The sequence below is a fragment of the Bacillus sp. Bvel1 genome (assembly GCF_014872755.1).
GTDB lineage: Bacteria > Bacillota > Bacilli > Bacillales > Bacillaceae > Bacillus > Bacillus velezensis.
Genome location: NZ_JAAOBZ010000006.1, coordinates 311,257 through 332,836, shown reverse-complemented (window position 1 = coordinate 332,836; position 21,580 = coordinate 311,257). Strand labels below are relative to the sequence as shown.

At 46.8% G+C, this 21,580-nt stretch carries 22 protein-coding genes and 1 pseudogene; 14 read left to right on the top strand and 9 right to left on the bottom strand.

The features are described 5' to 3' along the window. Window positions 1–343: 343 nt before the first annotated feature. A complete protein-coding gene (locus tag HAP68_RS05845) occupies window positions 344–841 on the bottom strand; it encodes a cupin domain-containing protein (protein ID WP_024085183.1) in 498 nt (165 codons plus the stop codon). Window positions 842–970: 129 nt separating this feature from the next. Here HAP68_RS05845 and HAP68_RS05840 point away from each other — a divergent pair, with 129 nt between their 5' ends. From HAP68_RS05840 to HAP68_RS05830, 3 genes are read left to right on the top strand one after another with little or no spacing between them, the layout of a single operon-like run. Beyond that, window positions 971–1,954 carry a DMT family transporter gene (locus HAP68_RS05840; protein WP_024085182.1) on the top strand — a complete coding sequence of 328 codons (984 nt, stop codon included), beginning with the start codon at window positions 971–973 and terminating at the stop codon, window positions 1,952–1,954. Between the two features lie 25 nt (window positions 1,955–1,979). Further along, window positions 1,980–2,723, top strand: coding sequence for an ABC transporter ATP-binding protein (locus HAP68_RS05835; protein ID WP_041482360.1), 744 nt, complete (start codon window positions 1,980–1,982; stop codon window positions 2,721–2,723). 1 nt (window position 2,724) lies between these two features. After that, a complete protein-coding gene (locus tag HAP68_RS05830; protein WP_024085180.1) occupies window positions 2,725–3,486 on the top strand; it encodes an ABC transporter permease in 762 nt (253 codons plus the stop codon). Window positions 3,487–3,511: 25 nt separating this feature from the next. On the opposite strand, the gene HAP68_RS05825 is transcribed toward HAP68_RS05830, so the two are convergent. Further along, window positions 3,512–4,330, bottom strand: coding sequence for a uroporphyrinogen-III synthase (locus HAP68_RS05825; RefSeq protein WP_003154917.1), 819 nt, complete (start codon window positions 4,328–4,330; stop codon window positions 3,512–3,514). Between the two features lie 175 nt (window positions 4,331–4,505). Between HAP68_RS05825 and HAP68_RS05820 the strand changes: the two genes are divergently transcribed. Beyond that, window positions 4,506–4,691, top strand: coding sequence for a DUF8096 family protein (locus HAP68_RS05820; protein ID WP_003154919.1), 186 nt, complete (start codon window positions 4,506–4,508; stop codon window positions 4,689–4,691). 38 nt (window positions 4,692–4,729) lie between these two features. Here HAP68_RS05820 and HAP68_RS05815 read toward each other — a convergent pair whose 3' ends face one another. The 4 genes from HAP68_RS05815 to fdhF form a co-directional block, all read right to left on the bottom strand. Continuing rightward, a complete protein-coding gene (locus HAP68_RS05815; protein ID WP_024085179.1) occupies window positions 4,730–5,914 on the bottom strand; it encodes a macrolide family glycosyltransferase in 1,185 nt (394 codons plus the stop codon). Further along, window positions 5,911–7,131, bottom strand: coding sequence for a cytochrome P450 (locus HAP68_RS05810; protein ID WP_024085178.1), 1,221 nt, complete (start codon window positions 7,129–7,131; stop codon window positions 5,911–5,913). The genes HAP68_RS05815 and HAP68_RS05810 overlap by 4 nt, the downstream gene beginning before the upstream one ends. A 207-nt stretch (window positions 7,132–7,338) precedes the next feature. Beyond that, window positions 7,339–7,881, bottom strand: coding sequence for a helical membrane plugin domain-containing protein (locus tag HAP68_RS05805; protein WP_003154925.1), 543 nt, complete (start codon window positions 7,879–7,881; stop codon window positions 7,339–7,341). Then, window positions 7,874–10,831, bottom strand: a complete 2,958-nt coding sequence (gene fdhF, locus HAP68_RS05800) for a formate dehydrogenase subunit alpha (RefSeq protein WP_024085177.1) — start codon at window positions 10,829–10,831, stop codon at window positions 7,874–7,876. Before fdhF ends, HAP68_RS05805 begins: the two co-directional genes overlap by 8 nt. A gap of 121 nt (window positions 10,832–10,952) precedes the next feature. Here fdhF and HAP68_RS05795 point away from each other — a divergent pair, with 121 nt between their 5' ends. The 4 genes from HAP68_RS05795 to HAP68_RS19785 all read left to right on the top strand — a co-directional run bounded on the left by HAP68_RS05795 (window position 10,953) and on the right by HAP68_RS19785 (window position 12,533). Then, a complete protein-coding gene (locus HAP68_RS05795; RefSeq protein ID WP_014304826.1) occupies window positions 10,953–11,522 on the top strand; it encodes a YjgB family protein in 570 nt (189 codons plus the stop codon). 97 nt (window positions 11,523–11,619) lie between these two features. Further along, window positions 11,620–12,021: a ribosomal maturation YjgA family protein gene (locus HAP68_RS05790; RefSeq protein ID WP_014304825.1), complete on the top strand. Its 402-nt coding sequence runs from the start codon at window positions 11,620–11,622 to the stop codon at window positions 12,019–12,021. A gap of 43 nt (window positions 12,022–12,064) precedes the next feature. Further along, complete coding sequence (locus tag HAP68_RS05785) at window positions 12,065–12,238, top strand: YjfB family protein (RefSeq protein ID WP_003154933.1); 174 nt, start codon at window positions 12,065–12,067, stop codon at window positions 12,236–12,238. Window positions 12,239–12,350: 112 nt separating this feature from the next. After that, complete coding sequence (locus tag HAP68_RS19785) at window positions 12,351–12,533, top strand: hypothetical protein (RefSeq protein ID WP_071543315.1); 183 nt, start codon at window positions 12,351–12,353, stop codon at window positions 12,531–12,533. A gap of 283 nt (window positions 12,534–12,816) precedes the next feature. Here the strand turns inward: HAP68_RS19785 and HAP68_RS19780 are convergent. Continuing rightward, window positions 12,817–13,213, bottom strand: a pseudogene (locus HAP68_RS19780) (MgtC/SapB family protein); the annotation flags it as partial. Between the two features lie 101 nt (window positions 13,214–13,314). Here HAP68_RS19780 and HAP68_RS05775 point away from each other — a divergent pair. Then, complete coding sequence (locus tag HAP68_RS05775) at window positions 13,315–13,647, top strand: hypothetical protein (RefSeq protein ID WP_024085176.1); 333 nt, start codon at window positions 13,315–13,317, stop codon at window positions 13,645–13,647. Between the two features lie 540 nt (window positions 13,648–14,187). Here the strand turns inward: HAP68_RS05775 and HAP68_RS05770 are convergent. Continuing rightward, complete coding sequence (locus HAP68_RS05770; protein ID WP_024085175.1) at window positions 14,188–14,871, bottom strand: HAD family hydrolase; 684 nt, start codon at window positions 14,869–14,871, stop codon at window positions 14,188–14,190. 17 nt (window positions 14,872–14,888) lie between these two features. Continuing rightward, a complete protein-coding gene (locus HAP68_RS05765) occupies window positions 14,889–15,650 on the bottom strand; it encodes a DeoR/GlpR family DNA-binding transcription regulator (RefSeq protein ID WP_003154937.1) in 762 nt (253 codons plus the stop codon). Between the two features lie 252 nt (window positions 15,651–15,902). Between HAP68_RS05765 and lacG the strand changes: the two genes are divergently transcribed. The 5 genes from lacG (at window position 15,903) to galE (ending at window position 21,580) form a co-directional block, all read left to right on the top strand. Then, the gene (gene lacG, locus HAP68_RS05760; RefSeq protein WP_003154938.1) at window positions 15,903–17,303 is read left to right on the top strand and encodes a 6-phospho-beta-galactosidase; all 1,401 of its coding nucleotides are present in this window, start codon (window positions 15,903–15,905) and stop codon (window positions 17,301–17,303) included. A 63-nt stretch (window positions 17,304–17,366) separates the two neighbouring features. After that, the gene (locus HAP68_RS05755; protein WP_007407323.1) at window positions 17,367–17,681 is read left to right on the top strand and encodes a PTS sugar transporter subunit IIA; all 315 of its coding nucleotides are present in this window, start codon (window positions 17,367–17,369) and stop codon (window positions 17,679–17,681) included. An 11-nt stretch (window positions 17,682–17,692) separates the two neighbouring features. After that, entirely contained in the window at window positions 17,693–19,399 is a 1,707-nt protein-coding gene (locus tag HAP68_RS05750) for a PTS lactose transporter subunit IIBC (protein ID WP_024085174.1), read from the top strand. Window positions 19,400–19,414: 15 nt separating this feature from the next. Beyond that, complete coding sequence (locus tag HAP68_RS05745) at window positions 19,415–20,584, top strand: galactokinase (RefSeq protein ID WP_024085173.1); 1,170 nt, start codon at window positions 19,415–19,417, stop codon at window positions 20,582–20,584. 3 nt (window positions 20,585–20,587) lie between these two features. Next, window positions 20,588–21,580 carry a UDP-glucose 4-epimerase GalE gene (gene galE, locus HAP68_RS05740; protein ID WP_024085172.1) on the top strand — a complete coding sequence of 331 codons (993 nt, stop codon included), beginning with the start codon at window positions 20,588–20,590 and terminating at the stop codon, window positions 21,578–21,580.

Here is a 21,580-nt window from a genome sequence, read left to right as displayed (position 1 = left end):
AAAGGGTAGCCTTTCCCCCTTCATGCAGAAAAGCACGAAAAAGCAAGATTGTGAATTCATGCACAATCATTTACAAAAATAAATGTTTACTACCCAGTTTTTCACTTTGCCATATCCAGTATTATTTTTATATCAACAAAAACAATTGAATAAGTCAAAATTTCTTTTTCCTCTCTGAAAATAGCAAACATAAAAAACCCCAATTTGATTTACTCTTATATAATAACACTTTTTGAACAAAATTTGAACGTGAATTGTTTCGTTTATGAAATTATTTATATGGCGGGGGTGTAATAACGTTTCTTTTAGGCTATTTTTTTACAGACCGTCCGCTTTTCCCCTGTCATTTTTCCCACAGTTTTAAAAGCGGGCCCGTTTTTCCCGTAAAGGGGTCACATTCCGGGAGCGGGACACGGCTGATTTCTTCTGAAGTTCTATCATTTTTCTCCGTTTTTGTATCGTACTGCCGGCCGCCCGGATAAGCCCCGATCACGGTAAAATCAGAACTGCCCGACAGTTTTTTATGTCCGGTGCCGGCCGGAATGACCGCTGCGTCTCCCGTTTGAAGAACGGCGTCCGCCCCTTGTTCCCCGCCGAACCTCAAAACCGCGGTTCCTTTTACCGCGACAAGAACTTCGTGCGTGGTGCTGTGAAAATGATGATACGGAAATACTCCGCCCGTCCAGCTGTTCGACCAATCGTGCCGGCTGAGGACGGACTCTGCTTTCTGTACCGTTTCTTCATTAAATACCGCTTTATAAATAACAAGCGGAAGATTCGGGTTATTCGGAATGCGGCCGTCATCTTCGAAATAAAGCACTTGAATATCTTCTTTCTGCATTGTGTTCACCTCCGTATATGTCTGTTTCCCATTCATCATTTATTAAAACGCTATTTTCTCATATTCCATTGCGAAGCCTGCCGGTGAATAGTATAGTATAAAAAAATATGTGTCAAAATGAGGGATTTAATGAAAGCCATCGTGATCGGAATATTGGCATCTCTGTTTTTTGCAGTCACATTTATTTTAAACAGGGCGATGGAGCTTTCCGGCGGAAGCTGGATGTGGAGCTCTTCCCTGCGTTTTCTTTTTATGATTCCGTTTTTATTTTTGATCGTTTATGCGAAAGGAAAATGGGCGCCGCTCTGGCATGAAATCCGGAAAAAACCGTTTTTTTGGCTGAAGTGGAGTTTTACCGGGTTCGTGCTTTTTTATGCCCCGATTACGTTTGCGGCGGCATATGGGCCTGGCTGGCTGATCGCCGGCACGTGGCAGATTACAATTGTCGCGGGTGTGCTTCTGTCGCCGTTTTTCTGCGAAACAAAAAATTCACCGGCGGGCCCGGTTTCCGTCAGACAAAAGATCCCGCTGATTTCGCTGGTTACTTCCGTCGTCATCCTGATCGGAGCCGGGCTGATTCAGCTTCAGCATGCGGGTTCTCTGTCCGGCCGCACGATACTATTCAGCGTGGCGCCGGTCGTCGTCGCGGCGTTTGCCTATCCGCTCGGCAACCGCAAAATGCTGGAACAATACGGCGGAAAACTCGATACGTTTCAGCGGGTGCTCGGCATGACGCTCGCAAGCCTTCCGTTTTGGCTTTTGATCGCCGCTTTCGGCTGGTATAGAGACGGGCTTCCCTCAATGGGACAGACATTCCAATCCTTTATCGTCGCACTCAGCTCGGGCGTTATCGCAACAGTATTATTTTTCCGCGCCACCGATATGGTGAGGAATGAGCCGCAGAAGCTCGCTGCTGTTGAAGCGACGCAATCCGGAGAGGTTCTTTTTGCACTGATCGGCGAAATCGTCTTTTTATCCGCGGCGTTTCCGTCACTTCTTTCATTTGCCGGACTGTTCATTATTATTGCGGGAATGGTCATGCATACATTCGCTTCCCGGCAGACAGACCAGAAAAAGGCGGAGCAAACGTCAGCCAATTTCACCGGTTCCTGATTTTTTACGAAAGGTGTCATCCTATATGAAAGAAGAAATTCCGGCAATATCTTTTCTGTCAGCCGGCAAACGCTTTGAACAAAACAATACGTCCTTTGATGTCCTAAGCCGTGTAACCGGACATATTCAAAAAGGTTCTATCACGGCGTTGATAGGGCCTTCCGGCGCGGGAAAAAGCACATTGCTGTCACTTTGCAATCTGATGAATACGCCTGATGAAGGGGAAGTGCTTGTATTCGGAAAAGAAATAAGGCGCTGGGATATCAGGGAGCTCAGAAAAACCGCGGGCCTTGCATTTCAATCAGCTCCCGTCACGGAGGGCACGGTGCGGGACAACCTTCTGCTCGCAGAAAAACTCCACGGGGCGCAGCACTATACCCCTGAAGAGCTCGCAGATTTTACAGACCTTCCGCGCGGGCTTCTGGATCGGAATGCGAAAGAATTATCCGGAGGTCAGCGGCAGAAACTCTCATTAGCGCGAACTCTCGCCGGACTGCCGTCCATCCTGCTGCTGGATGAAATCACCTCGGCGCTCGACCCCTCATCCGTTCTCACCATTGAGAAACTGATTACGAAACTCCATCGGCAAAAACAGCTGACGGTCCTGTGGATCACTCATAACCTTGAACAAGCGGAACGATTATCCGATACGGTATGGTTTATGGCTGAGGGACGGCTTTTAGAGACCGCGGAAACGAAAACGTTCTTTAAGGAACCGAAACACGAAAAAGCCCGGGCGCTTTTACAAGGGAGCGGGAGCGGGTGCTGATATGAATGATCTTTCACTGTTACTAACAAGTATATTTGTCATTATCGCTGTATTCCTGTCTAAATCTTTTAAAGCCGGCGTCGAAAAGGATATGACCGTCGCAACCGTCAGGGCCGTCATTCAGCTTCTCATCATCGGCTATGTGCTGTCGCTGATTTTTCGCGGTGATCACCCGATATTTATCATATTAATGGTGCTTCTCATGCTCACGGCCGCTTCGCACAATGTCGCCAAACGGAAAAAAATGCGGATCGGCTCATTTTGGCGCGTTTTTCTGACACTGGCAATCGCGGAAACCGTGACGCAGGGACTTTTACTGACCCTTCACATCATTCCGTTCACTTCAAGATATGTCATTCCGATAAGCGGCATGGTCATCGGAAACTCCATGGTGCTCTCAAGTCTGTTTTTAAGCCGGCTCAGTTCGGAAGCAGACCTGCGGAAAGAAGAAATCCAGCTGATTCTCTCTCTCGGAGGAACGCCTAAGCAGGCCGTCCGGCAGATATTGACGTCCAGTATGAAACTCAGTATGATCCCGACGCTAGAAAGCCAGAAAACATTGGGTCTCGTTCAGCTTCCCGGCATGATGACGGGGCAGATTTTAGCGGGGGCTGATCCGATACAGGCGGTGCGCTTTCAGCTGCTGATCGTTTTTACAACGATGGCCTCCGCTCTTCTTACATGCATCATACTCAGCGCCTTGACATATCCTTCCCTTTTCACGGAACACTGGCAATTAAAAAAATTCAGCAGGGAAGCGTAAGCTTTTTTCCCTGCTGAATGGTGGTTTATGACAAGGTCAGAGATTCATAGTAACGGGATAATTCAATTATCATCGCTCCCATCCGCTCAATGTCCGGAGCAAGGACCCTCTTTACCCCTTCATCCCGGATCGCTTCAGCCGTCACTTTGCCGACTGCGGCGGCAAGCACATGTTTTTCGAATGCCTGCTGCAATTCTTTTGCGGATCCTTTTTCTTTTGCATAATCAAAGAGAGAGCGCACTTGAATGGCTGTCGTAAAACATACGGCATCGACCTCTCCGTTTAACAGCTCTCCCATCAGTTTGTCGACCGTCTCCCTTTCAGGCGGAATATGCTGATACGGCAGAACAGGGAACACCTCCGCTCCGTTTTTCTCAAGGAACTCCGTTAAAACCGGCGCTTTTTCGCCATGAAGCTGTATCATGACTTTTTTATCTTTAAAGTCAAATCGTTCCAAGGAGCGGATCAGCCCTCTTGTTGTACCGTCTTCATCTGAGGCATGCGGCGTGATGCCGAGCTTTTTTAAGGCCGCATATGTTTTATAGCCTCTGCAGCCGATTTTCGCTTCATGAACGGCCGCTAAAAATTCTTCTTTCAGACCGATTTTTTCCGATACCGACAATAACGTTTCCGTACCGATGCCTGTGGTGAATATCACCCAGTCGGCTTTTTGCTCGGCAAATGTTCTTACGTCGGGTTCCATTTGATCCTCCGCCAGGTATACGGTTCCTTGGAGGGAACGGATGACCGCCGTTCCGCCCTGCTTTTCTATTAATTTTGTGATCTCTTCTGTTTTCCGCGAACCGCCGATGGCAATCCGTTTCCCGTTCAATCCTTTTCCCATCGCTGTTTTCTTCTTCCCTTCAGATGCCGGGCGCCCTATGGCAGGCCGTCATTTATTTCTATTATTGTTACGCAATCAGCCGGGAAAATCAAGCTATGCTCCCGTTGAATCCCCCGTGCAGTTGCTGTATCATTAACCGGGCAGAACGATTTGATTCGCGGAGGGACTTTCAATCATGGAAACAAAAAAAGAGTTCGAGACAAAAGGATACGATACTTCGGTCATTTATGAGTTCAATGAATATCCTGATGTTCACAGCGGCCGATGTGACAATTGCGACTACACGCTGTTTAAAAGCTCAGTGAAGGGCGGAAAATTTTTGAGGGAATGCCGGAGATGCGGCATGAAGAAAAACATATAACAAAACAGGCAGCCGTCCGGTGCTGCCTGTTTTCCTAATCAATTTTCGACGGACGCCTCTTTCAAAAATTCTTCAATGGCGCAAACAGCCTGTTTTGGACCGCCGGTTTCTTTTATTTTCTGCTGCATGCTTTTCACGCGGCTGAGAATGTTTTTATCGCCGTATACGTTCTGAACGTCTTTTTGCAGACGGGCCACAGTGACTTCTTTCGGCGGCAGATGCACGCCAAGCCCCAATTCATCCACACGCTTTGCGGTGACCTCTTGTTCGTGCATTTGCGGAACGACAACGAGCGGAACACCCGCATTCATCGCCTCCATTGTACTGTTCATCCCGCCGTGAGATACGAACAGCTTTGCTTTCTCCAGCACATCAAGCTGCGGAACGTGCTGGCGGATGATAAAGTGATCGGGGACATCCGAAAAACTTTCCGGATCAATTGTTGTGCCGACTGACATAATAACCCGCCAGTCCGAGTCCCGAAACGCGTCAATACACATCCGGTAAAATTCAGGCCAGGCGTTAAACGCCGTTCCCAGTGAGATGAGCATAAGCGGACGGTCATCGGCTGCATCAATTTCCAGACTTCCCGTATTTGTGCGTTCCCCAAGAGACGGACCCGCAAAACAGAATCGTTCATCAAAGGTTTCCTGTTTCGGCTGAAAGGCCCTTGGCATAAAGACGATATTCAATTTTTCAGGCATGAAAAATTCTTCCATTGTCATCCGTTTCACTTGTTCATTTTCAATTTTCTCCTGATATTCTTCTATCGCCTGTTTGGCCGCTTCCATCGTTTCTTCGTCTCTTCCTAATTGAAAATACTCATTCATCGCATAGCTCGGGCAGAACTTTACGGCCGGGATGCCGCCATTATCCGCAAACAATTTTCCGGCAAGCGCTAAAAAATCAAACAGGACGATGTCAGGAAGGTCGTCTTTGTACAGCTCTTCCAGCTGCGGAAGCACTTCAACCGCTTCTTCCAGAAACATCACAAACGCGTCACTTTTGTTTACCCGTTCTTTTATCGTCTTCGGGTCCGCCTTTATGCTTGTGCGGTATAAAACGGGAATGGCACCCGTTTTGGCAACGGAAGCTTCAAATTCCTCAGTCGTAGCGAATGTCACTTTATACCCGCGATTGACAAGTTCCTCGGCTACAGGCAGCGTGGGATTGACATGACCGTGAGCGGCCACATTAATAATGGCGATGTGTGTTTTTCTCATCTTTTTTCTTCTCCCTCATTTTCGTTTATCTCGGCTTCTAAAGACTCCAGCCCGTACATGACACTGTTTCGGATCGGCTCAATCCGGACGGGCTCAAGGTGTGAAAAGGCTTTTACAATTCCTTTCAGTGCGGCTTCCGCTTCAAGTCTGGCAAGCGGAGCGCCTAAGCAGAAGTGTACGCCGAATCCGAAGGAAAGGTGCGGATTCGATTGGCGATGAATATCAAATACGCCCGCCTTCTCAAATTTGTTTTCATCACGGTTGGCAGATGCAACGTAGCAGAGAACGATCTCTCCGCTTTTCAAGCGACGGCCGCGCAGTTCAGTGTCGTGCCGGACCGTCCTTCTGACAAACGGAGCGGGAGCGCGAAAACGCAGCGTTTCTTCCACTGTTTGCGCGATGAGAGAAGGGTCCTGTCTCAGCTCTTCATAAAGGCCGGGCGTCTCTAATATGCTGTAAACCGCATTTGAAATGAGATTAGTCGTTGTTTCATTTCCCGCCACTAAAAGCAGATTGCAAAACGGGATCAGATCTTCTGGCGTGAGCTTCTCCCCCTCTTCTTCCTCTTTTATCAAAATAGAAATAATATCTTGGCCGGGCTGTTTTCGTTTGCTTTCTATTATTCCCGCAAAAAACGCCGCCAGCTCCGCCTCACATTGGTCACGTTCCTGCTGATTTTTCTCCGCCGCTTCAGGACTCGCATCTTTCGGCATGCTGACGAGAATGTCCGACCATTTTTTAAACTGATCCATACGTTCGGACGGAACGCCTAATAATTCTGAAATCACCATGACCGGCAAAGGGTAAGAGAGATCTTTAACGATATCAATCCGCCCTTTGTTCTTTGCCTGTTTCAGGAGATGATCGGTAATGTCTTTAATTCTCGGCTCCCATTCCTTCAAGACGCGGGGAGTGAAAGCGCGATTGACGGCAGATCTGATTTGGGTATGTTTCGGCGGGTCCATATTCAGCATGGACTTTGCAATCGAGCTTTTCACATCAGTCATGCGGCTTGAGAACGTCTCTTTATCACTGATGACTTTTTTGACATCATCGTATAAAAACACACTCCAAACCTTCGTTTCTTCATCAAAGTATATAGGGCTTTCCCGTCTCATTTTTTCATACCAAGGAAAAGGGTTGTATACGTCCAGGCCGTTTTTTCCTTTCATCAGGGTTCTTTGGATGGCTTGTCTCGTGCTCCTCAGCTTACTCATGTTACATCACTCCTGATTGTTTCATATTTGAATAGTTGACGTACCTTGAATTTTATCCTAGCACATATTTTCAATTTTTTTCTATTCATAGCCTTAACTATTAACATAACACAACAAAAGTCATGAATCCGGAGGTGAAATTTCTCCCAAGAAAACAGCAGAAGCGCACAAAAAACCCGAGCCTTCAGCCAGGCTCGGGAGAAATGTTCACTCATTCGTCTGCGGTTTCTGATGCTGCTTTTGGTCTTCAGGAGGCTGCGTATTTCTTTCCATATCGTCCGTATCAGTGCCCATGCCTTTCAGGAAAGAAAACAGCAGAGTGACGGCCTTGTTGATTTCCGGGTCTTTTAAAGCGCGGACGATATCAAAATACCCTGTCTTCCTGCCGCTGTCTTTTTCTTCGACGGCCTTTGTGACGCCCGCATTGATTTTAACGATAAACGGCTCAAGCTGTTTTACATCGAGCATGCCGAGAACGCCGCTTAACAGCAGGAGATTTTTCAGCATATTGGCCGTTTCCGGCGTATTCGCCTTCTTCACGAGGATATCCATCACTTTGTCTCCTTGGCCGAAGAGCCCGCGCAGAAGCGCCAAAACGCCGCGCTCGTTCATGTGTTGAAGAATGTGCAGAGATTCCAAAATCGCGTCTTTATTTCGTAAAAGAGCCGTCTCGATCTCTTCTAAGTCCTTTTTTCGTTTGTCTTCTTCTGTGACGGTCTGTTTTCGGATGCCGCTGATTGCTTTAGCCATTCTGCTGTTTCCCCCTTTTTACGGCGTCTCCCGGAAATACATAATCTTGACGCGCCCATTTCCGATCAACCCGGACACCGATCTGCGGCTGCGGGTTTCCGTAACGGAAATTGATTTTCGGAAGCGGATTAACGCCTTCTTTTTTCAAAATCTCCATCTTCGCTGATGTTTCTTTATATGCCGGTGTATCGGTATCCTTATCCGCATAGCTGCTTGTCAAAAGGTTAATGGCAGCGTCTTTTGAATCGTTCATCGGGAGATAGACTTGTTTGCCTTTTACCCTGTCTGTGATGACGCATTTGACTTTCACATTTCCGTACGGTGATGTCAGACGGACAAGCGTTCCGTCTTCCAGCCCTCTTTCTTCGGCGAGTTCGGGAGAGACCTCAAGGAACACACTCGGTGTTTTTTCGGATATTCCTTTTGATCGGTAAGTCAGATTCCCTTCGTGAAAATGCTCGAGCAGCCGCCCGTTATTCACATGGATATCATATTCTTCATCAAATTCTTTCGGCTCGGTCCACTGAACGGGATATAGAATCGCTTTGCCGTCTGAAAACGGAAACTTGTCCGTAAATAAAAGCGGTGAATCGGTTCCGTCCGCTGCTACCGGCCATTGCAGTGAATTGTAGCCTTCGATACGTTCGTAAGTGACGCCTGCGTAGAGCGGCGAAAGCATTGCCGCTTCTTCCATAATGTCTGCCGGATGTTCATAGCGCCAATCAGCGCCCAGCCGGTTGGCGATGTCCGTAATGATCTGCCAATCAGGCTTTGAATCGCCCAGCGGTTCAAACACTTCGTAAAGGCGCTGCACCCTCCGTTCCGTATTCGTAAACGTCCCTTCTTTTTCAAGGCTCGGGCTTGCCGGGAGCACCACATCGGCGAACTCGGCCGTCCGCGAGAGAAAAATATCCTGCACAACGAAGAAATCAAGCTTTTCAAATGCGGCATGAACATGGTTGATATTGGAGTCGACAAGCCCCATTTCTTCCCCTTTTACATACATACACTTCAGTTTTCCCGAGTGGATGCCCTCGATCATTTCATGATTTGTCATTCCGATTTCTTTCGGCAGGTCTGTTCCCCAGCCCTGTTCATACTTTTTGCGGGCTTTTTCATCCGTTACTTTTTCATAGCCGGGGAAGCTGTCAGGCATACTGCCGAAATCACTGGCTCCCTGCACGTTATTATGGCCCCGAAGCGGATATGAGCCTGCGCCGGGCTTGCCGTAATTTCCGGTCACAAGAAGCATGTTGGAAATGGCCGTGCTCGTATCACTTCCTCCGATATGCTGGGTGACCCCCATCGCCCACAGTGCGCATACGCTTTTGGCTTCATGAATCATCCGGGCCACTTTAATTAAGGTATCCTTGTCCACACCGGTATGTTTTTCCGCATATTCCATCGTATAAGGTTCAAGGCTTTTCACGAATTCATCTAATCCGTTCACTCTCTCCTTCAGAAATGCAGTATCCGCCAAATCGTGATCAAGCAGATATTTCGATACGGCATTCAGCCAGACAATATCTGATCCGGCACGCGGCTGGAAAAACACGTCGGAGCGCTCGGCCATTTCATGTTTTCGCAAGTCAGCAACGACGAGCTTCTGTCCGTGCAGCTTATGAGAACGTTTAATGCGTGTGGACAGGACGGGGTGAGACTCAGATGTATTTGAACCGATAATCAGCACGAGCTCAGCTTTTTCTATATCTGTAATCGACCCTGAATCACCGCCGTATCCGACCGTTCTGAACAATCCGGCCGTGGCGGGAGACTGGCAGTAGCGTGAGCAGTTGTCGACATTATTTGTTCCGATAACGGCTCTTGCAAGCTTCTGCATCACGTATGATTCTTCATTCGTGCATTTGGAAGATGTGATAAAAGCAAGCGCGTCCGGGCCGAAATGTTCTTTTATATCGGTAAATTTATCAGCGATCAGCTGCAGCGCTTCATCCCATTCCGCCTCCCGAAACGAGTCTCCTTCCCGGATAAGCGGTTTGGTAAGGCGCTTTTCACTATTGACGAAATCCCAGCCGAATTTCCCTTTCACACACGTCGAAATTCCATTTGCGGGCGCCTCAGCCTGAGGCTCGACCTTTAAAATGTCTCTTCCTTTCGTCCATATATCAAAACTGCAGCCGACACCGCAGTATGTGCATACGGTTTTCGTTTTCTTGATTCTTTCATCCCGCATGGCCGATTCCATATCCGATATGGCTAAAATTGATCCGTATCCGGTTTCGACGCCTTTTGTGATATCAATCATCGGCCGAAGCGTCTCTTGGTTAATGCCTGTTAAATACCCAGCTTCGCCTTCCATGCCTTTTTCCATCATGGCATTGCACGGACATACCGTCGAACAATGTCCGCAGGAAACACATGATGATTCATTGATCGGCACATCCTGATCCCAAATGACCCGCGGGCGTTTCCGCTCCCAATCAATGCTTAACGTTTCGGTTACCTGTACGTCCTGACAGGCTTCGACGCAGCGTCCGCACAAAATGCACTGATCGGGATCATATCGGTAAAACGGATTTGATTCATCTTTAGGATACGGTTTTTGATCGAACGGAATGCTTTGATGATTGATTTTCATTTCCTTTACGGTATTATGTATTTCGCAGCTCCCATTGTTGTAATCACAGACCGTACAGTACAATTCATGGTTGTGCAAAATGTTGTCCATGCCGATAACCTGCGCTTTTTTTACATCGGACGAAAGCGTATCAATGACATCTCCGTCCTTTATTTGCGCGGAACACGAACGCACCAGTTCCCCGTTAACATTGACGATACAGGTATCGCACGTTTCAATCGGCCCGAGACTCGGGTGATAACACACGTGCGGCACGTCAATTGAACTATTGTTCAAAAGCTGCAAAACGGTTTGGCCGTCCGGCGCTTCCATTTCAACCCCATTGATTGTAACTTTCTTTGTATCAGCCATTTTCTTTCCCCTTTCTGTACCCCTCTATACATCCTCTATGATTCCCAACCGGCCTTTCACTAAAACATCTCGTTTATCTCAGGAAACATACGGGTATGAGCGGTAAAAAGGAGGCGTTCACATGTTGAAGAAAAAAACACTCGTCACGGGATTATCGGCAGTGATGCTCACGGGATGCGCTTTCGGAGCAGAAGCATTTTCGGATACACAGCCCGTCCATGCCGCAGCCGCTTCAAAAACGGAAAACCAGCGTGCACAAGAACTGGTGAACAGCCTTTACCAATCGGCATTTAAAGGGGAAATGCCGCAAAATGTGAAAGGCCTGAAAATCAACCAAAGCACAAGACAGGACGTTTACAATAAAATCGGCGAGCCGGAACAAAAAGCAGACAGCCGCAATCCATTTGATTTATACAGCTGGAACATGGGAAACCCCGGGTATGGATTTTCCTATCATAAAAACGGAAAAATCTCGGAAATACGCTATTTCGGAACGGGGGTCGAGCGGCGCTTAAACCTCGGCAGCGTCACACCTGACGTCTTAAGCAAACAAATCGGCAGCGCTGACAAAATCCTGACAGTGCCAGAAACGGGCGAAACAGATTACGTCTACCATACGGGGCAGTATGAGCTCCGCTTCGTCATCGGCAGTGATCAAAGAGCAGATCATGTCAACCTAAAAGCCAGATAACGCAAAAAAGCGGCCTCCCGGGCCGTTTTTTTCATAGACAGCTTCTCCGTCGTTCCTTACAATACATGGGAGTACAAAAAAAGGGGAACAGTGTGAAGTGAATAGACATCCATTGACATACGGAATATGTACCGTTTTTATCATCGCCCTCGGTTTGCTGTCCAGAACCGCATACATCACCGCCCTATTACCCGGCATCATAAACGCTTATTTAGGAGATGCCTTGTGGGCGGCCATGATTTTTACAGGATTCGGGCTTTTATTTCGGCACATCCGGACGGAAACAGCCGCAATTTTGAGCCTCTCGTTTTGCTGTCTGATTGAATGCAGCCAGCTGTATCACGCGCCGTGGATTGACGCGGTCAGAAGCAGCACGCTCGGCGGGCTGATCCTCGGCTGGCAATTTGTCTGGAGTGACATTTTCGCCTATACCCTCGGGGTATGCGCTGCCGCACTTTTAGAATGGGCCGTAAAAAGAAACCGCCAGCCCTCTTCATAATCGGAGCACGCCGCCGATATGAAGGGATAAGGAGGTGGAAGCTATGGATATCCCTGCGTTATCAATCGCAATGCATCAGGCATCTCTGGCGCAGAATGTAAATATCGCTTTAACAAAAACGGTCCTGCAGCATGCACAGACTGCGGCGGAAGAAACAGTGAAAATGCTGCCGTCCCAGCACCCGACTGCCGGACATTCAATTGATGTGAAAGTGTAAAAAAGATGCCGGATGATAACCGGCGTCTTTTTTTTGCCCATTGTACATACACCGTACCGGGCATACAGGAATAAGGTAAACGGAACCAACATTTGAAAAGGAGGTTTTCCTCTTGTACGATCCTTTCGATCATGAATACACAGCCGAGAGCCACGAACGGGTGCCATATCATTATCCGCGGCCGCCTTATTATTACCCCAGACCATATCCATACTATCCGCGGCCGCCTTATTATTACCCCAGACCATACCCATACTATCCGCGGCCGTATATCCCGTTCTATCCTTGGTATTAATGTTTGAAAAGAAATGACTGCAGACAGGAGGCTTCCCCTGTCTGCTATTCAACTTTGACCGACAGGATATACGGGAGGGCTTGAACTTTCTCCATTACCGCTGCTTTCCCGCTTTTGCTTTTCACCCTTCCCTTCACTTCAAGCACCGCCTTATTCAATTCATAGGACGTAATCAGAATTCCTTTTTCCTCAAGAGAAGTTAAAATATCATGCATGACGGCTTTCTCTTCAATCCTGAAACTGACAGACAAAGAATGCGCCGCCGGTTTAAACAGAAAATTTAACAGTTCAAGCCCGATTAACGCCAAAATCGTGCCGCTGATGCCGATGACATACATACCTGCCCCGATCGTCAGCCCGATCCCCGACGTAGCCCAAATCCCCGCGGCCGTCGTAAGCCCCCGCACGACATGCCGCTGCAAAATAATCGTGCCGGCTCCTAAAAATCCGACGCCGCTGACGACCTGCGCCGCCACCCGGCTCGGATCAAAGGACGTATGGCTGTTGGATAACAAATCAAAAAAGCCGTATTTGGAAACGATCATCATCAAGGCGCTGCCGACGGCCACTAAAAAATGCGTCCTCAAACCGGCTTCCTTCGCCCTGAATTCTCTCTCCAATCCAATAAGAGCCCCAAGCAGACCCGCAACCGCCAGACGAATCACAAAATCAAGTTCCATCCGTCTCTCTCCTTTCCTTATCTTCTTACCCGCTTTTATAACCCAATCATGCGGTGTATCTTTTTTTAAAATGCACCGACTAATTGACATAAGGAGGTTTTATGAAATATATTCTGTGGTTTTTTATATTATTGTTATTTAGCTTATTTATTTTGGGAGGATATAAAGCAGCTGTTTCTCACCCTGATTTCCCGGTGCCATTATTCGCTATGCACACTAAAACAAAGGAATATGAAAGAGGAAAATACGTTTCAAACTATACATACCGTTTCGCAAAAGAAGAAGAAGGTCCGAGCGGTTTATACCAATTGGAAATAGCCGAAAAAGGCTGGAAACTTAAAGGGCAGGAAGGACTTATCAAAACCTATGAAAAGCGAGGAGAACGTGTTTCACTTTTTTTCGGTACGGGGGAAATAAGCGTCATTGAAGAATGATCCTTCTCAAAAGACAGGCTGAAATCCGCAAACGGCATATCTTTTACGACTCCCTTATCTCTGCGAATCTATAAATTCAGCCAATATTTCAATTAAGGCGAACACCTTTCGGATGCAAAAAATGCCGCCTTCAATGAGAAAATCATTATACAAAAACAAAAGCGCAACTGAAAAAGAATAAGCACCTCATAAAAAAAGCCCTCTTTTTAAAAAAGAGGGCTTGCTAAATAGGACTTTTTCTACCTTCAACACTGTAAACCCTTTTATTAAGAACAGCTGTTGAAATGTTTTGCAAAGCTCCTAAATTTTTTTGCGATTCCACCTATCCAAATCAGATTCTTATTCTAAATATATTCATTTAGCACTCCTTCTGTTATGTCCTTGAACCACTTCTTTAGTTTGACCGCCAACTAAAGAATACCCCATCAAAAACTTCGGTTTCTGTTGCATATATGAATAGGGAGCGTTTTTTAACATCCTAATTTTCGGGTATAGCATCAAAAGATCTTACATAAAGCACTCTCAATCCAACTGCATCTCTCAAACAGAATGTCCGGCAATCACCTCAAAAAACGAGGTGAAATCTGTCAGTATCCCGTCACCCGCCAGCTGTTTTTCTTCAAATAGCGCGCGGTTTTTTCCGTGCGGGTCAATGGCCATAATCTTGCCCGCACCTGCTTTTTTCGCCGCCGTGAGCCCCGAAAAGGCATCTTCAATGACCAAGCATTCTTCAGGTCTGAGGCCTAACTTTTCCGATGCGATGAGAAAAATATCCGGCGCCGGTTTTCCGGGGAAGCTCCCGTCATCAAACGTGACTTTGTCAAAATCAAACCACTGATCCAAGTGAAAGACGTCAAAGTAAAACTCGACATTTTCCTTTACCGTAGCCGTGGCGATGGTCATCGGCGTTTCAGATTTTTTCAGATGATTCAATACGCCGGTCAGTCCCTTCGTCAGCTTTAATTCATCTTTGTTTTCAAGGCATAATTCTCTGTAGTAAGCTTCTTTTTCAAAAGACAGCTTCTTGATTTCTTCATTTGTTAAATCGCCGGAAATAAAATACGTCAGGATTTCACTGTTTGTTCTCCCGTGAATGTTAACGAAAATGTCATCATCAGAAATGGTTTTCGGCGCGTATTTTTTCACCATGAAAAACCATGCTTTTTCGTGCAGATGCGAATCTTGAAACATCGTGCCGTTGAAATCAAAAATAACCCCTTTCATCGAACCGCCCGCCTTTTTTATTTTTTTGCGATTTTGACATCTACATATTGCTCGTAATGAATTTGAACATCTTTCATGACTTTATCATCCGTAATCAGATAGTCCATATCGTGCAAGTTATAGAACACGTAAAAATCTTCCCGGTTGAATTTTTTATTATCCGCCAGCAAAAATTTCGTCCGCGAATTATTCAGCGCGATTTGGTGAGCTTCCCCTTCTTCAATGCTGTAAGAAGAAATCTCATCATTATGTATGCCGTTGGCGCTGATGAAAGCCTTCGTAAAATTGAATTTCTGCAGATTGCCGTTCACGATGGGGCCGACGAAGGCACCGGTATTTTTTCGGAAGTCGCCTCCAATCAGGATGGTATCCGCAGTGTCGCCATGTTTCAAAATATCAAATACGGGATAGTTGTTTGTGATAATCCTGATTCGCTTATGCAGCAGGTGTTTCGCTAAAAGTTCAATCGTCGTGCCGGGCCCTAAAAAAACGGTATCGCCGTCATTTACATAGGAAGCTGCGAGTTCCGCGATCTTCCCCTTCTCCTCCATTTGAACACCGAGTTTTTCATTATGCGATAATTCGTGATCAATGGAATAAGATATGCTCTGTGCGCCTCCGTGAATACGTACGATTTTTCCGGCCTTATCCAGCTCGTCCAGATCTCTTCTCACTGTCATATCAGAAACTTCCAGTTCATCGATAATATCACTCACCGTAATAAACCCCCGCGAGTTTACGATATCGATGATTTTTAAAAGTCGCTCTTTTTTTAACATGTTCAATCATCCCCTCAACTTTACACACAATCTAACATACTGCGGCAATCCGGTCAACAAAAATAAACATTAACAAACAACATAATCAACATGTAAAACAACGAAAAACTTATATAACCTCTATAAACACAGATGTTATTTCTTTATGAAGCTATTGACAACAAAAATGTATGCGTTTACTATTAAACAAAAGATAACAATTACAAACATTAACAAACTCCAATTCACACATTGGCGAAGGAGGATTCAGTAATGCTCAAATTACCTCATGACTTTATTTTCGGCGGGGCGACTGCGGCATATCAAGCGGAAGGCGCCACAAAAGAAGGCGGCAAAGGGCCTGTGGCCTGGGATGAATTTCTTGAAAAACAGGGAAGATTCAGCCCTGATCCGGCAAGTGATTTTTACCGCCAGTTTCCGGAAGATATTAAACTATGTGAAAAATTCGGAATAAACGGCATCCGCCTTTCTATAGCCTGGACGAGAATTTTCCCTGACGGCACGGGCAAAATCAATCAGGAAGGTGTTGATTACTATCATCGTATTTTCTCAGAGTGCCATAAACGCAACGTCACCCCTTTTGTCACGCTGCATCATTTCGATACACCGAAAGGATTATTTGATCAGGGAGATTTCCTCAACCGCGCTGCAATAGAAGCGTTCGTCAGCTATGCGGAGTTTTGCTTTAAAGAATTCAGCGAAATCAGATATTGGAGCACGTTTAACGAAATTTATCCCACAGCCACCAACCAGTATTTACTCGGGGTTTTCCCGCCATCTGTTAAAAGTGATATCACAAAAGTCATTCAATGCCTCCATCACATGATGGTAGCGCATGCGATGACCGTCAACCTTTTTAAAGACGGCGGTTATCCGGGAGAAATCGGGGTCGTCCACTCATTGGAAACAAAATATCCCGCCAGCGGCACAGAAGAAGACCGCCACGCCTGTTTTCTGGATGACGCGTTATCAGTGAGATTCCTCCTCGATGCCACCTACCTTGGCTATTATTCTGAGGAAACCATGCGTGCTCTGGATGAAATCTGTGAGGCAAACGGCGCTTCATACGAGTTTTCAGACAGTGACTTTGACGTGATGAAAAAAGCCTCAACGCGCAATGATTATCTCGGCATCAATCATTATCAATGCCATTTCGTCAAAGCGTACGACGGAGAAACCGTTATTCACCATAACGGAACGGGCGATAAGGGCACTTCGGTCTATAAAGTAAAAGGAATCGGCGAACGAATTTACAAAGAAGGCCTGAAGCGGACCGATTGGGACTGGCTCATTTACCCTGAAGGCATGTATGACATGCTGATGCGCATCAAACGGGACTATCCGCAATATAACAAAATTTACATTACCGAAAACGGCATGGGCTATAAAGATGAGTTTGAAGACGGCATCATTATGGATAAGGCAAGAATCGACTATTTAAAAGTATATTTAGAAGCCGTCAGTAAAGCGATTACCGACGGAGTCAATGTAAAGGGGTACTTCTTATGGTCCTTAATGGATTTATTTTCATGGACCAACGGCTACAACAAACGTTACGGTCTTTTTTACGTCGACTTCGACACCCAAAAACGGTATCCGAAAGAATCGGCCTACTGGTACAAACTTGTAAGTGAAACAAAAACAATCATTTAACGATCATACATGATGAAAAGAATCTCTTTTCATCATGTGTGCCGTCTTTAGGAGGTTTTTTTCATGACAAAGGAAGAATTGCAGATGCTCGGTTTTGAAATCGTCGCCTATGCCGGCGACGCCAGGAGCACTTTATTGAAAGTCCTGAAAGAAGTCCGTGCCGGAAACTTCGAAAACACGGAAGCAGCATTGAAAAGCGCCGATGAAAATTTAACCCTCGCCCACAATGCGCAAACGAAAATGTTAGCTGAAGAAGCTGACGGCAAGGACATGGAATTAGGGTTTATTTTCGTTCACGGCCAGGACCACTTGATGACAACCCTTTTGCTCCGTGATCTTATTCAGGATTTTATAGAACTCTACCGAAGCCGCCGATAAGGAGTGGAAAAATGAACGGTATCATCAAGCAAATCGAAAAGGGAAAACCGTTTTTCGAAAAAATCTCAAGAAACATTTATTTAGGCGCGATCCGCGACGGCTTCTTAACTGCCATGCCTGTTATTTTATTCGCCAGCATTTTCATCCTCACCGCCGCTGTGCCGGAAGTGTTGGGTTTCACTTGGCCTAAAAGTGTTTCTGAATGGCTTTGGAAAGTTTATAACTATTCAATGGGCGCCCTCGGTCTGATCGTTGCGGCAACAAGTGCGAAATGCCTGAGTGAATCAATGAACCGAAAAATGCCGAAAAACAAAGGGATCAACCCCGTTTCAGCGATGCTTGCTTCAGTCGTCGGGTTTCTCATTTTAAGCGTCACTCAAATCGACGGCGGGTTCTCCACGGAATATCTCGGCACAAAAGGTCTTTTAGCCGCTTTTGTATCCGCTTTCATAACGGTGAACGTTTACAGATTCTGCGTGCTGAAAAATATTACGATTAAAATGCCTAAAGAAGTACCGGGTACCATTTCACAAACATTTAAAGATGTTTTTCCGTTCGCTTTTTCCGTTTTGGCCATGGTGATCGTTGATTTATTGATCAGGAATACGCTGAATGTATCGTTTGCAGAGGCTCTCTCCTCTCTCTTATCGCCGTTTTTTACCGCCGCAGACGGTTATCTCGGGATTTGTGTCATTTGGGGAATGATGGCGCTGTTCTGGTTTGTCGGCGTTCACGGGCCTTCTATTGTAGAGCCGGCCATCGCAGCTATTATTTACGCAAATGTGGAGGCGAACCTTCAGCTTCATAATGCCGGCGAGCAGGCGTCCAACGTGCTGACCGTCGGACTCGGGAACTTCGTCGGCACAATGGGAGGAACCGGCGCAACCCTTGTTGTTCCGTTTATCTTTCTGCTTTTCGCGAAATCCCAGCAATTGAAAGCAGTCGGAAAAGCATCCGCGGTTCCGGTGTCTTTCGCAGTAAACGAACCTCTTCTCTTTGCTGCGCCGATCATTTTAAATCCTTATTTTTTCATTCCGTTTGTTGTAACGCCGATGGTGAATGTCTGTCTGTTTAAATTTTTCGTGGATGTCATCGGAATGAACAGTTTTATGTATGTTCTTCCGTGGGCCACCCCGGCGCCCGCCGGCTTGATTCTCGGAACCGGCATGGGGCTCTCGGCTTTTGTGCTGACGGCTGTATTAATCATTGTCGATTTCCTGATATACCTGCCATTCTGTAAAGCTTATGACAAAGTATTAGCGGCGGAAGAAGCCCAACATACCGAACCTGAAACCGCGCCGCAAAAATCCCGGGAGATACAGCCAGCCATGGCCGGCGCCTCAGAAGACGCGGCCACCGTCATCAGCACAAATCTTCAGGAATTCTCATCCGCCTTGGAACACGGCACCAATGTGTTAGTGCTGTGCGCCGGAGCGGGAACGAGCGCTATGCTTGCGAACGCACTGACAGAAGGAGCCGAAGAATACAACGTGCCGATCACCGCCTCAGCAGGCGCCTACGGATCCCATTACGACATCATGAAAGACTTCGATATGATCATTTTGGCTCCGCAAGTCGGCTCTTATTATGATGACATTAAAGAAGATGCGGACCGCCTGCATGTGAAACTCATCGCAACGAAAGGAGCGGAATATATCAGTCTCACCAGAAATTCACAAAAAGCCATTCAGTTCATACTGGAGCATACCTCAAAATAGAATCGGAGGTTTACCATGGATGCCAAACTTTTGAAATCAAGATTCGAAGACATTTTCAAGAGAAGTAACGGAGAACTGTTTTTCGCACCCGGCCGGATCAACCTGATCGGGGAACATACGGATTATATAGGCGGTCACGTTCTTCCATGCGCGATCACGATCGGAACATATGCCGTATGCGCAAAACGCGAAGATCACCAGATCCGGTTATACTCAGAAAACTTTCCTGACAGCGGCATTGTCTGCCTTGATCTTTCCGCCACTGCATACAAAAAAGAAGACGGCTGGGCCAATTATCCGAAGGGGATGATCCATTACCTTCTTGAAGCCGGCGGCCAAATAGACAGCGGAATGGATATTCTTTTTCACGGTACGATTCCAAACGGAGCCGGTTTAAGCTCCTCTGCTTCCATTGAAATGTTAACCGGTTCCATTTTAAGAAAGTTATTCAGCCTGAATGTTTCCGATACTGAACTGGCGCTTATCGGAAAAAGAGTCGAAAATGAATTTATGGGCGTGAATTCAGGGATTATGGATCAATTCGCAGTGCAAAAAGGCAAAAAGAACATGGCCATTCTGTTAAACTGCGATAAGCTTGAGCACGAAATGATTCCGGCTGCTTTTAACGGATATAAAATCGTCATTATGAATACGAACAAGCGCCGGGAGCTGGCGGCTTCAAAGTATAATGAACGCCGCAGCGAATGCGACGCGGCTCTCACGGAACTGCGGCAATATCAAAATATCGCATCACTTGCGGAATTGACGGGAGAAGAATTCAACGAACTCGAACCTCTTCTCTCCCGTGAAACTTTGCGTAAAAGAGCCCGGCACGCGGTCAATGAAAACGAGCGGACCCTCTCAGCGGCGGAAGCTCTCAAATCGAATGATTTGAAAACGTTCGGGGAGCTGATGAATGCGTCGCACCGTTCGTTACGTGATGACTACGAAGTGACCGGTGACGAATTAGACGCGCTGGCTGAAGCAGCCTGGAAAGAAGGAGCACTCGGAGCGCGGATGACAGGCGCGGGGTTCGGCGGCTGCGCCATAGCCATTGTGGAAAGTGAAGAAACCGCCGGCTTTATCCGGGCCGTTTCATCTCACTACCGCGGCAGAACAGGTCTTGAAGCTTCTTTCTACATCGCGGATATAAGCGATGGCGCGGCTGAATGGAGGGAAAAATAAATCATGGCGATTCTCGTTCTCGGCGGAGCCGGCTATATCGGTTCTCATGCGGTTGATCAATTAGTAAACAAAGGATTTGAAACGATAGCTGTGGATAATCTCCAGACAGGCCACCGGAAAGCCGTTCATGAAAAAGCCGTTTTTTACCATGGAGATATCCGTGACAAACCGTTTCTTCGCTCTGTATTTGCGAAGGAGAACGTAACAGGCGTTCTCCATTTTGCCGCTCAATCCCTTGTCGGCGAATCAATGAAAGACCCTCTTTCATATTTCAATAATAATGTGTACGGTACGCAAATTACGCTGGAGGTCATGCAGGAATTCGAAGTGAAACACATTGTGTTTTCTTCATCCGCCGCTGTTTACGGCGAACCTGAAAAAGCGCCCATCACAGAAGACATGCCGGAAAAGCCGGAAAGCGCATACGGCGAATCAAAACTCATGGCAGAAAAAATGCTGAAGTGGTGCGATACCGCTTGCGGCATAAAATATGTCTCGCTCCGGTATTTTAACGTTGCCGGCGCGAAAACGGACGGTTCCATCGGAGAAGATCATCATCCGGAAACCCACCTTATCCCTATCCTTTTACAAACCGCGCTCGGTCAGCGCGAGGAGGTTTTGATATTCGGCACTGACTATGATACAAAAGACGGCACGTGCATCCGCGATTATGTTCATGTTTCCGATTTAATCGATGCCCATATTCTCGCTCTGGAATATTTGCAAAACGGCGGAGACAGCGGCATTTTCAATTTAGGATCAAGCAGCGGGTTTTCCGTATCAGAAATGGCGGAAGCGGCCCGGCAAGTGACCGAAAGAGACATAAAAGTAAGAGCGGCCGCAAGAAGACCCGGTGATCCAAGCGCCCTCATCGCTTCCAGCGATAAAGCGCGGAACATTCTCGGCTGGAATCCGAAACAAACGGACATATCGGAAATCATTGCGTCAGCATGGAATTGGCATTGGCATCATCCTAACGGATACAAGGACAAATGA